This window comes from Pyxidicoccus caerfyrddinensis, assembly GCF_010894405.1.
In the GTDB taxonomy this organism is placed as follows: domain Bacteria; phylum Myxococcota; class Myxococcia; order Myxococcales; family Myxococcaceae; genus Myxococcus; species Myxococcus caerfyrddinensis.
In genome coordinates, this window is sequence record NZ_JAAIYA010000014.1 from 230,017 (window position 1) to 243,368 (window position 13,352).

General features: G+C 72.1%; 12 protein-coding genes. 9 read left to right on the plus strand and 3 right to left on the minus strand.

Annotation, left to right across the window (positions count from 1 at the left end):
• Positions 1-3 precede the first annotated feature (3 nt).
• Positions 4-1,419 (minus strand): NAD-dependent succinate-semialdehyde dehydrogenase, encoded by a 1,416-nt coding sequence (locus G4D86_RS31440; RefSeq protein WP_163997761.1) that lies wholly within the window; start codon positions 1,417-1,419, stop codon positions 4-6.
• 139 nt (positions 1,420-1,558) lie between these two features.
• Here G4D86_RS31440 and G4D86_RS31445 point away from each other — a divergent pair, with 139 nt between their 5' ends.
• The 5 genes from G4D86_RS31445 to G4D86_RS31465 all read left to right on the plus strand — a co-directional run bounded on the left by G4D86_RS31445 (position 1,559) and on the right by G4D86_RS31465 (position 5,526).
• Entirely contained in the window at positions 1,559-1,795 is a 237-nt protein-coding gene (locus tag G4D86_RS31445; protein WP_163997762.1) for a DUF5683 domain-containing protein, read from the plus strand.
• A gap of 127 nt (positions 1,796-1,922) precedes the next feature.
• Positions 1,923-2,342 (plus strand): ExbD/TolR family protein, encoded by a 420-nt coding sequence (locus tag G4D86_RS31450; RefSeq protein ID WP_163997763.1) that lies wholly within the window; start codon positions 1,923-1,925, stop codon positions 2,340-2,342.
• Positions 2,343-2,353: 11 nt separating this feature from the next.
• Positions 2,354-2,779, plus strand: coding sequence for an ExbD/TolR family protein (locus G4D86_RS31455; protein WP_163997764.1), 426 nt, complete (start codon positions 2,354-2,356; stop codon positions 2,777-2,779).
• 99 nt (positions 2,780-2,878) lie between these two features.
• Positions 2,879-3,583: a phosphatase PAP2 family protein gene (locus G4D86_RS31460; RefSeq protein ID WP_163997765.1), complete on the plus strand. Its 705-nt coding sequence runs from the start codon at positions 2,879-2,881 to the stop codon at positions 3,581-3,583.
• A 200-nt stretch (positions 3,584-3,783) separates the two neighbouring features.
• On the plus strand, positions 3,784-5,526 hold the full coding sequence (locus tag G4D86_RS31465; RefSeq protein WP_163997766.1) for a histone deacetylase family protein: 1,743 nt from the start codon (positions 3,784-3,786) through the stop codon (positions 5,524-5,526).
• On the opposite strand, the gene G4D86_RS31470 is transcribed toward G4D86_RS31465, so the two are convergent.
• A complete protein-coding gene (locus G4D86_RS31470) occupies positions 5,523-6,122 on the minus strand; it encodes a DUF488 domain-containing protein (RefSeq protein ID WP_163997767.1) in 600 nt (199 codons plus the stop codon). The two genes, G4D86_RS31465 and G4D86_RS31470, sit on opposite strands and share 4 nt — an antisense overlap.
• Positions 6,123-6,249: 127 nt before the next feature.
• On the opposite strand from G4D86_RS31470, the gene G4D86_RS31475 reads away from it, so the two are divergent.
• The 4 genes from G4D86_RS31475 (at position 6,250) to G4D86_RS31490 (ending at position 12,195) form a co-directional block, all read left to right on the plus strand.
• A complete protein-coding gene (locus G4D86_RS31475) occupies positions 6,250-6,909 on the plus strand; it encodes an acyltransferase (RefSeq protein ID WP_163997768.1) in 660 nt (219 codons plus the stop codon).
• 280 nt (positions 6,910-7,189) lie between these two features.
• Positions 7,190-9,235, plus strand: coding sequence for an ATP-binding protein (locus tag G4D86_RS31480; RefSeq protein WP_420821874.1), 2,046 nt, complete (start codon positions 7,190-7,192; stop codon positions 9,233-9,235).
• A gap of 179 nt (positions 9,236-9,414) precedes the next feature.
• Positions 9,415-11,475: a neutral/alkaline ceramidase gene (locus G4D86_RS31485; protein ID WP_163997769.1), complete on the plus strand. Its 2,061-nt coding sequence runs from the start codon at positions 9,415-9,417 to the stop codon at positions 11,473-11,475.
• Between the two features lie 96 nt (positions 11,476-11,571).
• Complete coding sequence (locus tag G4D86_RS31490; RefSeq protein WP_163997770.1) at positions 11,572-12,195, plus strand: hypothetical protein; 624 nt, start codon at positions 11,572-11,574, stop codon at positions 12,193-12,195.
• Between the two features lie 61 nt (positions 12,196-12,256).
• Here the strand turns inward: G4D86_RS31490 and G4D86_RS31495 are convergent, their stop codons facing one another.
• The gene (locus G4D86_RS31495; RefSeq protein ID WP_240360570.1) at positions 12,257-13,222 is read right to left on the minus strand and encodes a hypothetical protein; all 966 of its coding nucleotides are present in this window, start codon (positions 13,220-13,222) and stop codon (positions 12,257-12,259) included.
• Positions 13,223-13,352 lie beyond the last annotated feature (130 nt).

Here is a 13,352-nt window from a genome sequence, read left to right on the forward strand (position 1 = left end):
GCGCTACTCGCTGGTCGCGTTGCGAGGCACGGAAGGCTGCTGCGCGCCCGTACTGACCGCGATGCGCACCGTCTTCATGTTGACGAACTCGCGGATGCCCACGTCCGCCAGTTCGCGCCCGTGGCCCGAGTGCTTCACGCCGCCGAAGGGCAGCCGCGGGTCCGACGCCACCATCTCGTTGACGAAGACCATGCCGGACTCGACGCCGTCGATGAACCGCCGCTGCTCCGCCTCGTCGCGCGTCCACACGCTGGCACCGAGGCCGAACGGCGTCGCATTGGCCAGCTCAATCGCGTGGTCCACGTCCCGGGCCCGCAGCAGCGTGGCCACCGGACCGAACAGCTCGTCATGGAAGGCGGGCGCCTTGGGCGGCGGGTCCGCCAGCACGGTGGCCGGGTAGAAGTTCCCCGGACGCTCCAGCGGCTTGCCTCCCAGGAGCAGCCGCGTGCCGGCCTTCACGCTCTCCTCCACCTGCGCGTGCAGCCCCTTGAGGATGCCCTCGGTGGCCAGCGGCCCCAGGTCCGTCTTCGGGTCCATGGGGTCGCCCACGGTGATGCGCTTCATGCGCTCCACGAAGCGGCGCTCGAAGTCCGCGGCGATGGCTTCCGCGACGATGAAGCGCTTGGCCGCGATGCAGGACTGGCCGTTGTTGATGAGCCGCGCCGTCACCGCCGTCTCCACCGCCTTGTCCAGGTCCGCGCTGGGCATGACGATGAACGGGTCACTCCCGCCCAGCTCCAGCACCACCTTCTTGATGGCCTTGCCCGCCGCCGCGCCCACCGCCCGGCCCGCGCCCTCGCTGCCGGTGAGCGTCACCGCCTTCACCCTCGGGTCTTCGATGACGCGATTCACGTCCGACGTCTCAATCATCAGCGCCTGGAACGCGCCGCGCGGGAAGCCCGCCTGGACGAACAGCTCCTCCAGCGCGAGCGCGCACTGCGGCACGTTGTGCGCGTGCTTGAGCAGCCCCACGTTGCCCGCCATCAGTGCCGGGGCGGCGAAGCGCACCACCTGCCAGAAGGGGAAGTTCCACGGCATGATGGCCAGCACCGGCCCCAGCGGCTGGTAGCGCACGAAGGCCCTGTCCCCGCCCACTTCAATGGGCTGGTCCCTCAGCAGCCCCTCCGCCTTGGAGACGTAGTAGCGGCACGCGCTCGCGCACTTGCGGGCCTCCGCCTTCGCCGCCTCCAGCGGTTTGCCCATCTCCTCCGTCATGATGCGGCCGTAGCGGGGGGCCTCCGCCTCCAGCAATTCCGCGGCGCGGCGCATCCACGTGGCGCGCTCGGCGAACGAGGTGTGGCGGTAGGTGCGGAATGTGTCCGCCGCGAGCTGGAGCTTCGCCTCCAGCTCCTCGGCGGTGTGCGTGGCGAAGCTGCGCAGCGTCTTGCCCGTCGTCGGGTCGATGGTGGCGATGGCCATGGGTTCCCTCCAGGAGCCGTGTGATAGCAGCCGGGCGCGGGGAGACAACGCCGCTCGTCGGCCGAGCGTCCGGCCGCGCACTTCATTTTCGCCCGGACGTCGCCTCCCTTATAAGCCGGGGTCAGGACAGGAGACCGCCATGCCCGACCTCATTCGCGAGCGCCGCTTCAACCCTCTCATCGCCGGAGTGCTGTCCGTCGTGATTCCCGGCCTGGGCCAGCTCTACAAGGGGCAGCTCATCCGGGCCATCGTATGGTTCTGCATGGTCGGGCTCGGCTACTTCCTCCTCGTCGTGCCGGGCATCATCCTCCATGTCCTCTGCGTGGCGGGCGCGGCGCTCGGCGGGGCGGGCACCGACCGCGTCCGAGTCGTCTGACGGCGCCAGGTCCGCAAGCCTCCACCATGACGCAACCGTGACCGAACGCTGGCCGCGCGCCCGCCATCGCGGCGCCGCGTCCGTGTTCCCATGAGGCTGTCCCCTCCAGCAAGGAGAGCAGCCGCGCATGGCAATGTCCGGTGGTGGTCGCAAAAGTGGCATCCGCAGTGACATCAACGTCACCCCGCTCGTCGACGTGGTGCTGGTCCTCCTCATCATCTTCATGGTCGTCACCCCGATGATGCAGTCGGGGAAGGCCGTGGCGCTGCCGAAGGCGGCCCAGGTGGAACACGAGGCCGGCTCGGACGCGCTCGTCCTCTCCATGACGCCGGACCGCAAGGTGTTCGTCGACGCGGACGCCTACTCGGACGACGCGGCCTTCCAGGCGAGGCTCCGGGACGAGCTGCTCCGCAAGCCCGAGCGCCGCTTCCTGCTCAAGGCCGACCAATCCCTCTCATGCGGGGACGTGCGCAAGGTCATCCACCTGGCGCGGGCCGCCGGGGTGGAGCGGGTGTCGTTCGGCGTGGAATCGCTCGAGGCGAAGTGAGGAGCCACCCCATGCGTGCTCAGAAGCGAAGCTTCGTGCGGCCCCAGGCCGACGTGAACTCGGACATCAACGTCACGCCGCTGGTGGACGTGGTGCTGGTGTTGCTCATCATCTTCATGGTCCTCACGCCGCTGATGAACAAGGACCTGGCCGTGCAGCTCCCGGAGCAGACCGAGGCCCCGGCACCGCCATCCCGCCCCGATGAGAAGCTCTGGGTGGTGGGCCTCACGCCCGAGGGCCGGCTCACGCTGAACGACGAGCCCGTGGCCGACGCGGACTACGTGCCGAAGCTGAAGGGCATTTTGGAGGCGCGGCCCCGGGGCCAGCGGCACGTGTTCTTCAAGATGGCGGACCGCGCGGGCTACGGCCGGCTGGTGGCGGCCCTGGACGGGGCGAAGGCCGCGGGCGCGGAGGAATTGGGCGTCCTCACCGAGTAGCGGGCCGTGGGCAGCAGCCGACATTCCGTGCACTCCGGGGTCCCGCATGGCCCCCGGGTGCGTAGTGTCACGGACATGTGGCGAAGGTGGTGGAAGTGGATGTCGGGGCTGGACGTGGCGGTGACGCGGCTGCTCGGGATGCTGCTGCTCCTGGCCGTGTGCCTGCTGGGGTTCATCGCGCTGTCGGACGAGGTGTCCGAGGGCGAGACGCAGGACATCGACGAGCAGGTGCTACGCGCGCTGCGCAGCCCGGAGGACCCGGCGGTGCCTCGCGGGCCGTGGTGGCTGGCGGTGGCGGCGGAGGAGGTGACGTCGCTCGGCGGGGTGACGGTGCTGGCCCTCGTCACGCTGATGGTGTGTGGCTTCCTGCTGCTGGCGCGGCGCTACCGGACGCTGCTGCTGGTGCTGGTGGCGACGGTGGGTGGGGCGGCGCTGAACACGCTGCTCAAGCAGCTCTTCTCCCGGCCCCGGCCCTCGGTGGTGCCGCACCTGACGGAGGTGATGACCCAGAGCTTCCCGAGCGGGCACGCCATGCTGTCGGCCACCGTGTACCTCACGCTCGGCGGGCTCCTCGCGCAGCTCGCGGAGCGGCGGCGGCTCAAGGCGTACATCATGGGACTGTCGCTGCTGCTGCCGTTCATGGTGGGGCTGACGCGCGTGTACCTGGGCGTGCACTACCCCACGGACGTGCTCGGCGGCTGGGTGGCGGGGCTCGCATGGGCGCTGCTCACCGTGGTGCTGGCCCGCGCCCTGCGAAGGCGGAGCCCGGCCCTTCGCGCGGAGGCGCACAAGCCGGTGGAGTGAGCCTGTCCGTCGGCCGCGGGGCCGGAGGACGGACCCGTCCCAGGCCACCCTCCGGGTCGAAAGCATGCCAGCAGCACGGCCGGGCATGAAAAAACGCCCCGGGGCGCCACCCACTGCGCGAAGCTTGCCGCCTCCGTGCTCGCTCTCCGCCCGCCACCATCCCCGTCGCTCTCCGTCCGGCTCCACGCGAGGTGCCGCGCATGAGCGTCTGGGATTGGCTCGGGCGATGGGTCCCCGGAAGTGCCCCGACGGTGCCCATCTTCTACGACGAGAGCTACCGGCTGCCGCTCAGCGGCGTCGAGTCCACGGTGGGAATCGAACCGCGCGGGGTGGACTTCACCACCTGGTACCTCCTGGAGAAGGGCGTGGTGCGCGCGCAGGACGTGCACCGCCCGCTGCCGGTGAGCTACGCGGAGTTGGCGCGGGTGCATGACGCGGAGTACCTGGAGTCGCTCGGCCGCCCGGAGACGCTGGCGCGCATCTTCGCCACGGACCCGTCCGAGGTGCCGGTGGACACGCTGCTGTCCAACATCCGGCTGGTGTGCGGCGGGACGCTCGGGGCGGCGCGGCTGGCGCTGGCGCGCCGGGGCCCCGTGGTGAACATGGCGGGCGGCTTCCACCACGCGGCGCCGGGGCGGGGCGGCGGCTTCTGCGCCGTCAATGACATCGCGGTGGCGCTGGCGGCGCTCCACGCGGACGGCTTCGACGGGCAGGCGGTGGTGCTGGATTTGGACGCGCACCCGCCGGACGGCACGGCGGAGTGCCTGGCGGGGCATGAGCGCGCGTGGATTGGCTCGCTGTCCGGCAGCGACTGGGGCGCGCTCCCGCTGGAGGTGGACGAGACGCGCGTGCCGGAGGGCACCGGCGACAGCGACTACCTCGCGCTGCTGGAGGGACTGCTCGCGCGCATGCCCCGGCCGGCCGTGGCCTTCGTGATTGCGGGCGGGGACGTGCTGGCGGGAGACCGCTTCGGCCGCGTGGGGCTGACGCTGGACGGGGCGCGGCGGCGGGACATGGCGCTGGCGCGCGCGCTGCGCGGGGTGCCGAGCGTGTGGCTGCCGGGCGGCGGCTACCACGCCGAGTCGTGGAAGGTCTTCGCCGGCACGGTGCTGGTGCTGGCGGGGAAGGGCTCCCGGCGCATCACCGCGCGGTATGACCCGCTGAGCGCGCGCTACCAGCGCATCTCCCGGCTGCTGACCCAGGAAGGCACCCCGCTGGAGGAGCCGCTGACGCTGGAGGACCTGGAGGGCTCGCTGGGACTGGGCGGCGCGCTGCAGCCGCGGGTGCTCGGCTACTACACGGCGCAGGCGCTGGAATACACGCTGTTCCGCTACGGGCTGCTGTCGCACGTGGAGCGGCTCGGCTACAGCCGGCTGCGCGTGGAGGTGGGCTCCACCGGGGCGGGGGACCGCATCAAGGTGCTGGGCCGTACGGGCGGGCAGGAGCACCTGCTGGTGGACTGCGTGGTGGAGCGGCGCCCCGTGGCGGGCGAGCCCTTCCTCTTCGTCAACTGGCTGAGCCTGCGCCACCCGCGCGCGCGCTTCAGTGAGCGGCGACCGCAGTTGCCGGGGCAGGACGTGCCGGGGCTCGGGCTGTCCCGCGAGGCCACGGAGATGCTGCAGTTGATGGCGAAGCGGGTGGGCCTGGCGGGCGTGGCCTTCCGTCCCATGTGGTTCCACCTGGCCGCGCTGGCGCGCTTCCGCTTCCGCTTCGCGGACCCGGTGCGGCAGGGCCGCTTCGAGGCGATGGTGCGGGACCTGTCGAGCCACCCGATGCTGGAGATGACGCGCGCGGTGGTGGACGGCCGCGTGCTCCTCAACGGCGAGCCGTACCACTGGGAGCCGGATGACATGGTGTCGCGCCTGGAGCCCTCGGCGGCGGACGTGGAGGTCATCGCCACCGAGCGCGAGCGCTGCCACTTCACGGTAGAGGGCTTGAGCTAGGCGTGCGCGCCGTGCTCCGGCACCAGTCGCGCCTCGTCCGGTGAGCCCGGGTACAGCACCTGCGTGCCATGCACCCGCGCGAAGGCGGTGAGCCGGTGCGGCTCGGAGCGGGTGGCGCTGAGCAGGTGCTGCACCTCCACGCCTCGGGCCCACAGCGCGTCCGCCACCAGCGAGCGGTGGCAGCGCCAGCGCAGCGCCTCCGCGCACATGATGGCCACGGGCCCCTCGCGAGACAGCACGCGCAGCTCCTCCAGCCCTCGCGCGAACTCCTCCGTCTGCATGTAGTCCGCGTAGCCCTGGAAGCTGCGGTTGCGCCACGCCGTGTTGGGCGAGTCCGGCCGGGGCTTGCGCAGCCCGCCCAGCCGGGGCAGGTGTTGGTGGTGGATGTCCACCCGCGCCAGCGTCCGCGCGAAGGTGTCCAGGTTGAACTGCGGATTGGTGCGTGAGCGCGGCACCGTGCGGATGTCCGCCAGCGTGCGGACGCCGTGCGCCTCCAGCATCGCCACCAGCTCATCCGCCGTGCGCGTGGAGTGGCCCACCGCGAAGACGTGGGCCTTGCCCCATCCCCAGGCTCGCTTCGGCAGTGCGGATGCCATGTCCCTGGACCTCCTGGACGGAAGGATGGGGATGGCCGCGCGGCCACGCAGGCCCGGAGTCCGGTGGCAGGAAGGGCGGGCAAGCGGGCATGGACCGCGGGCCCCATGGGCGTGGTAGTCAGGGGCCGTGGACCTGGACGCGCTCCGCCGCGAGCAGCACAAGCTCCGGCTCTCCTGGATGCCGTGGCTCTACTTCGTGCTCAAGCCCCGCCACCGCGAGTGGGCGGACGCCTGGCAGCGCGAGGTGCAGCAGCGGCTGCGCGAGCTGGAGACCGTCGAAATCGCGGAGGGGTGCTTCATCGCCCCGCAGGCGCGTATCTTCGCCGAGCCCGGGCGCACCGTGTCCATAGGCCCCGGCTGCAGCATCGCCGCCGACGTCTTCCTCCACGGGCCCGTGGTGCTGGGCCCCAACGTCAGCATCAACGCCCGCGCCAGCCTGGACGGCGGCGCCGCCGGCATCCGCATCGGCGAGGGCACGCGCATCGCCACCGGCGTCACCGTGTACGCCTTCGACCATGGGCTCGCTCCGGACCGGCCCGTGCGTGAGCAACCCGTGACGTCACGTGGCGTCGTCATCGGCGCGGATGTCTGGGTGGGCGCCAACGCCGGAATCACCGACGGCGTCACCGTGGGAGACCATGCCGTGGTGGCCATGGGCGCCGTCGTCACCCGGGACGTGCCCCCCTGGTCCATCGTCGGCGGCGTGCCCGCGCGAGTCATGGGTGACCGCCGACTGCGCCCTCGCTCGGGTGCTCCCGGTGGGTGGGAGCCCGACGACGGAGCGTGAACCCCTCTCGCCTTCATTGACTTCAAGACATTCGGTCGCCGTATGCTTCGGGGTGACGTCGCCACCGGGAGGGGAATCAGGGTCTGGAGTCGCTCCCGGCAGCCGTGTGCGCTGTCAGGACCCCGGCCCCTCTCCGAGGGCGTAGGAGGCCGGATTGGCGGACGAGCAGCGGGAAACGGGGCCTGATGAGGCCCCCGCAGGGCCGGTTCCCGAGCCGTATCCCGGCGGGGGCGGAGCGCGTGCGCCGCTCGAGTCCGCCGCCGCCGCCGCCACCGCCTCGTTGAGCGAGCGCCGCATCCGCGTGCTCGATGAGTTGATGCGCGAGGTTCCCTTCCAGGTCGACGCGCGGGGCTGCCTCACCTGGCTGACCAAGCCCTGGGAGCGCCTGACGGGCATGCTGGTGTCCAAGTGGATGGGCCGCCCGCTGGCGGAGGCCTTCCACCCGGAGGACCGGGAGCGGGCCCGCGCGCTGCTGGAGTCCGCGGCCGCCCAGCGCAGCCTGGCGCCTCGCGAGGAATTGCGCATGGAGGCCGCCGAGGGACGGGGCACGCGCTGGGTGGTGCTGTCCGCCCGCGCCCTGCCGGACTCGGACGGCGACGTGGTGGGCACGCTGGCGGACGTCACCTCGCGCCGGCAGGCCGAGCAGGCCATCACCACGCGCGAGCGCTACCTGGAGACCATGGTGGACGTGCAGCGGCGGATGATGCCGCACCAGCTGCCCCTCGACCTGTACGGCGCCGTCGTGGAGCCGCTGGGCCACGTGTCCGCCGCCAGCCGCGTCTACGTGTTCGAGATGCACCGCGCCCCGGACGGCACGCTGCTGGGCTCGCAGCGCGCGGAGTGGTGCGCGCCCGGCATCGCCCCCAACCTGGAGGACCCGGAGATGCACGGCCTCCCGCTGATGGAGGCGCTGCACCCCCACCAGGCGGCGCGCCTCTTGCGCGGGGACCCCGTGCAGGGCCTGCCCCGGGACTTCCCCGCCAATCTGTCCGCGGTGGTGGAATCACAGGGCGTGCGCTCCGTGCTGCTCATCCCGCTGCGCGTGCACGGGCAGCTCTTCGGCGTCATCGGCTTCGACAACTGCCGCGAGGCCCGGCCGTGGGGCCCCATTGAAGTCAACCTCCTGTCCGGCGCGGCCGGCGCCCTGTCGCTGGCGCTGGAGCAGCGCACGGACAACGCGCTGCGCGTGCGCACGGAGACGACGCTGCGGCGCACCGAGGCCGGCGTCCACCTGCTGATTGAAGCCTTCCCGGACCCCGTGATGGTGCACGTGGGGGACGGCGTGCTGCTGTCGGTGAACCCGGCCCTGGTGCAGTACCTGGGCTACCGCGAGCCCTCGGAGCTGGTGGGCCGCCACGTGCTGGAGCTGGTGCGGCCGGAGGACCGGGGCGCGGCGCAGCTCCACCTGGGGCAGGCGATGGAGGGCCATCGCTCGGCGCGCGCGGTGGAGATGCCGCTGGTGCGCAAGGACGGCGAGGTGGTGGTGGCGGACCTGGTGACGCTCGCCGTCGTCGTGGACGGGGCGCCCGCGCGGGTGACGGTGGCGCGCGACTTCACCGAGCGCAAGCGCACCCAGGCGCAGCTCATGCTCACCGACCGCATGGCCTCCATGGGCCTGCTGGCCGCGGGCATCGCCCACGAGCTGAACAACCCGCTCGCCTACGTGCTGTCCAACCTGGACTACCTCCACAGCACGGTGGGGCCCCGCTCGCGTCCCCTCACGCACGACGAGCTGGTGGAGTGCCGCCAGGTGCTGGACGACGCCCGCGAGGGCGCCGAGCGCATGCGGCAGATTGTCCGCCAGCTGCGCGTCTTCTCCCGGGTGGAGGACGGCAAGGAGGAGGCGGTGGACGTGCACCGGGTGCTGGACTCGGTGACGCAGATGGCGGCCAGCACGGTGCGCGCCCGCGCGCGGCTGGTGAAGGAATACGGCGAAGTGCCCACGGTGAAGGGCAACGAGGGCAAGCTGTTCCAGGTGTTCCTCAACCTCGTCATCAACGCCGCGCACGCCATCGACGAGGGCCAGTCCGAGACGAACGAGATTCGCCTCACCACGTACCTGGACGAGGGCGGCCATGTGATGGTGGTGGTGCGGGACACCGGACACGGCATCCCCCCGGAGCACCTGCGCCGCATCTTCGACCCGTTCTTCACCACCAAGGCCGCGGGCGTGGGCACGGGCCTGGGGCTGTCCATCTGCGACACCATCGTCAACGGAATGGGCGGTCACATCTCCGTGGAGTCCTCGGTGGGAGCGGGCACCACCTTCCGCGTGGCCCTGAGTGTCGCCCCGTCGAAGGAAACGGCGAGCCGGCCGGGCGTGTGAGCGGCGCCTCTCCCCCGAGCGCACGACGGGACGGGGACACCCGGAGTCCTTGCCGGGGCTGGGAAGTCCGGACACTGTAGGCCGCCTGACGGCGCGCCCTCGCGGGCCCTGCACGCGCGCCGGGGCCGTCACCACCTTGTCCCGTGGTGGCGTCCTCCCCAGGCGCCCCGGAGGCTCGTATGCGCACCCCACACGTCCGGCTCCCGCTGGCGCTCGCCTTCGTCCTCGCCACGGCGGCCGGGGCCGCCTCCCCGCCTCCTCCGGAAGGGACGGGGGCCGGGCTGGCGGGCGCGTGCGCGGGCCAGCAGCGCTTCCTCATCGGCGCCGGCACCGGCGACATCACCGGCCCCGCCGCCGAGGTGGGGATGATGGGCTATGGCCAGGTGGGACAGCAGACGTCCGGCATCCATCAGCGGCTGCGCTCGCGCGCCTTCGTCATCGCCTCGCCGTGCAACGGCCGGCGGGTGGCCTTCGTCAGCGCCGACCTGGCCATGGTGTTCCAGGGCGTGAAGCAGCAGGTGCTGGAGAAGCTGCGCGCGCGCTTCGGCGACCGCTACACGGACGACAACGTCCTCTTGAGCGCTACGCACACGCACTCCGGGCCCGGGGGCTTCTCGCACTACACCTTCTACAACCTGACGTCGTTCGGCTTCGTGCCGCAGAACTTCGACGCCATCGTCTCCGGCATCGTCACCTCCATCGCCCGCGCCGACGGCCGCCTCGCCGAGGGCACCCTGCGGCTGTCCTCTGGTGAATTGCTCGGCGCCAGCCGCAACCGCTCGCCGGAGGCCTACCGCCTCAACCCGCCCGCGGAGCGCGCGCAGTACGCGTCCGACGTGGACACGCGCATGACGCTGCTGCGCCTCACCCGCACGGACGGCACCGAGGTGGGCCTCATCAACTGGTTCGCCGTGCACGCCACGTCCATGGGCAACGAGAACACGCTCATCAGCGGCGACAACAAGGGCCTGGCCGCGTACCTCTTCGAGGGCGCGCGCGGGGAGCGCCCCACCGGCGGGGGCTCCACCTTCGTCGCCGCCTTCGCCAACTCCAACGAGGGCGACGTCACGCCCAACATCCTCGGCGGCACGAATGGCGGCGGCGCGAATGACTTCGAGGACACGGAGCTGGCCGCCGGCCGCCAGTACGACTTCGCCGCGCGGTTGTGGGCCACCGCCAACGCACCCCTCACCGGCGGCGTGGACTACCGCCACACGTACGTGAAGCTGGACGCGGTGGACGTGGCGCCCGCGTGGACGGACGGCACGCCGCGCCGCACCTGCACCGCCGCCATCGGCCTGTCCATGCTCGCGGGCGCGGAGGACGGGCCGGGCTTCGGCGCGGAGGGCGCCTCGTGCGCCGCCATCCATGACCTCTGGAGCCAGTTCACCTGCGCCGTCACCACCACGCCCTGTCAGGGGGAGAAGCCGATTGTGCTGGAGACGGGCAGCCTGCGCCCCTACCCGTGGACGCCCGACGTGCTGCCCCTGCAGCTCGTCACCGTGGGCACCCTGGCGCTGGTGGCGGTGCCCTTCGAGCTGACGACCATGGCCGGGCGCCGGCTGCGGCGCACGGTGCAGGAGCGGCTGGCCCCCATGGGCGTGACGGAGGTGGTGATTGCCGGGCTCGCCAACGACTACTCGGGCTACGTCGCCACCCGCGAGGAGTACGCGCGCCAGGCCTACGAGGGCGCCTCCACGCACTTCGGCCCGTGGACGCTGGCCGCGCTCCAGCAGGGCTTCGACGGGCTCGCGGTGGCCCTGCGGGACGGCCAGCCCGTGCCACCGGGCCCCACGCCCCGGGACTTGCGCTATGTGCAGACGAGCCTCCAGCCGGGCGTGGTGTTCGACGACAAGCTCTTGTGGGTGGACTTCGGCGACGTCGTCACCGATGCGCGCGCCGCCTACGCGCGGGGCGACACGGTGAGCGTCACCTTCTGGGGCGGTCACCCGAAGAATGATTTGCGCCTGGAGGGCACCTATCTGCGCGTGCAGCGGCGGGAGCCGGACGGCGCCTGGCGGGACGTGGCGGACGACAGCGCGTGGGAGACGCGCTACCGGTGGCGGCGGGAGAGCTGCGTCCCCACGCTGGCGTGCTCGCACGTCACCGCGGAGTGGGACATCCCCGCGGACGCCGCGCCGGGCACGTACCGGCTCGTCCACGAGGGGAACTGGAAGTCCGGGTGGGATGGGCGCGTGCGCCCCTACTCGGGTGCGTCGCGCGCCTTCACCGTGCGGTAGCGCGCACCCGGGAGGCCCTCCAGTCCGGGGCGACCTTGCGCGGGCCGGGTTGCCGCGAGGCGGACCGCCACCACCTTCGCGCCAGGAGGGAATCACATGATGCGTCGAATCGCAGTGTGTCTCGTCTCGCTCGCGCTCACCTCGCCCGTCTGGGCCCAGGAGGAGGCGCAAAAGCAAGAGCCGCCCCCGGCCACCGGCGGCGCGGGCAAGCCCATGGACATGTCGAAGATGGGCCCGTGGATCCGCAAGCCGACCAATGAGTCCAAGACGAAGAAGGAGGTGGAGACGTTCCTCAATGAAGAGGACGCCATCATGAAGCGGCACGACTTCCAGGCGACGGTCACCCGGAGCTCGTTCCCCATCTTCATGGCCACCGACGACAGCAAGGGCGTCCCGAAGGCCGAGGAGTACGACGAGCAGAAGTACACGGAGATGATGAAGCCCTCCATGGAGCAGGGGCCCGAGGTCAAGGACGTGAAGCACAAGCGCAACATCACCGTGCTGTCCGACTCGCTCGCCACCTTCACCGACGAGTACAGCATGACGGTGGGCGGGGTGAAGCGCACCGGTCGTAACGCCGGGCTCCTGGTGAAGGAGGGCGACGCGTGGAAGTGGAAGGGCTTCTTCGAGGCGGGCTGGGGTGACCAGCCGGCCTCCGGCGTCGGCGGCTCCGGCGAGCCCCAGTACCCGGAGACGGGCAAGGACAAGCCGAAGCAGTAGGGCGCACCGGACGCGCACCGAGGGCCGCCCCCCGTCACCGGGTGGGCGGCCCGCGCGCGTCCTACTTGCAGACGCGCTCCGGGTTGCACTCCTTGCGGCACTGCTGGCACGCCGCGCCGCCCTTGCCGCACTGGTTCTGCGCGGTGCCCGGCATGCACCGGCCGCTCGAGCAGCACCCGCTGGCGCAGGACTCGGGGGTGCACTCGCACTTGCCGTTGACGCACGCCTGGCCCACGTCGCAGGCGTCGCCGTCGCCGCACCGGCACTCGCCGCCCTGGCACACCTGGCCCAGGCCGCACGCGCTGCCCGTGCCGCACCAGCACCGGCCATTGAGGCATGACTCGTTGGGGCCGCACGCGGCGCCCGTGCCGCAACGGCACTCGCCGGCCACGCACCGGTCCACCTCGGGCCGGGTGCACGCCGAGCCGGTGCCGCAGGCGCAGAAGCCGTCCGGCGCGCAGGCGCTGGCACGGTCCGGATCACACGCCGCGCAGGCCTCGCCATTCGCGCCGCACCGGGTGAAGGCCGTGGAGACGCACTGGCCGTCGAGGCAGCAGCCCTCGCAGGCGGGGCCGCAGGAGGTGCCGGAGTCGGGCGTCTCCGACGAAGAGGGCTCCAGCCGCACCCGCACGTCCACCTCGCGCCCCGCGCGGACCTGGGCCTCCGCGGTGCCCTGCGCCGCGAGCGCGGTGCCGCTGCGCCCCTCCAGCCGCAGTGTCACCCGGGCGCCGTCCGGCGCGTCGGGCAGCAGCACCCGGAACGTCTCCCCGCTCTGCAGGATGCGCCCGGGATTCTCCGGCAGCAGCGCGGGGCTGATGGCTTCGCCGCCCTCCACCGTGCCGGACACCTGGAGCTGCGTGAGCTGCAGGAGCGGGTTGAACTCCGCCGTGACGTACAGCGCCGTCCCCGCCGCCGTCGCCGCGTCCTGGCACGCGCTCGCGGCCAGCAGGAACAGCGCGGCCAGCAGCCTGACGGCGCGAGTGGACCGGACGTGCCTCCGGCCCTCGTGGGCAACCTCGTGAATCATGATGTGCAAAGGCTAGCGGGTTGCGTCTGGCCTGGAAGCCGCGCGTGCCAGCAGAAGCGCGCGCGCGTCGGGAAGGGAACGCTGGCCCCGGAGGGTCATGGTGGATTTCGTGCGGTAACCCATGACCCCT

Excerpts from the sequence above, each read along its gene's own strand:
- G4D86_RS31460 (WP_163997765.1), top strand. The coding sequence starts at position 2,879 with ATGTCGGGGCTGGACGTGGCGGTGACGCGGCTGCTCGGGATGCTGCTG.
- G4D86_RS31490 (WP_163997770.1), top strand. The coding sequence starts at position 11,572 with ATGATGCGTCGAATCGCAGTGTGTCTCGTCTCGCTCGCGCTCACCTCG.
- G4D86_RS31470 (WP_163997767.1), bottom strand. The coding sequence starts at position 6,122 with ATGGCATCCGCACTGCCGAAGCGAGCCTGGGGATGGGGCAAGGCCCAC.
- G4D86_RS31465 (WP_163997766.1), top strand. The coding sequence starts at position 3,784 with ATGAGCGTCTGGGATTGGCTCGGGCGATGGGTCCCCGGAAGTGCCCCG.
- G4D86_RS31450 (WP_163997763.1), top strand. The coding sequence starts at position 1,923 with ATGGCAATGTCCGGTGGTGGTCGCAAAAGTGGCATCCGCAGTGACATC.
- G4D86_RS31485 (WP_163997769.1), top strand. The coding sequence starts at position 9,415 with ATGCGCACCCCACACGTCCGGCTCCCGCTGGCGCTCGCCTTCGTCCTC.
- G4D86_RS31440 (WP_163997761.1), bottom strand. The coding sequence starts at position 1,419 with ATGGCCATCGCCACCATCGACCCGACGACGGGCAAGACGCTGCGCAGC.
- G4D86_RS31445 (WP_163997762.1), top strand. The coding sequence starts at position 1,559 with ATGCCCGACCTCATTCGCGAGCGCCGCTTCAACCCTCTCATCGCCGGA.
- G4D86_RS31495 (WP_240360570.1), bottom strand. The coding sequence starts at position 13,222 with ATGATTCACGAGGTTGCCCACGAGGGCCGGAGGCACGTCCGGTCCACT.
- G4D86_RS31455 (WP_163997764.1), top strand. The coding sequence starts at position 2,354 with ATGCGTGCTCAGAAGCGAAGCTTCGTGCGGCCCCAGGCCGACGTGAAC.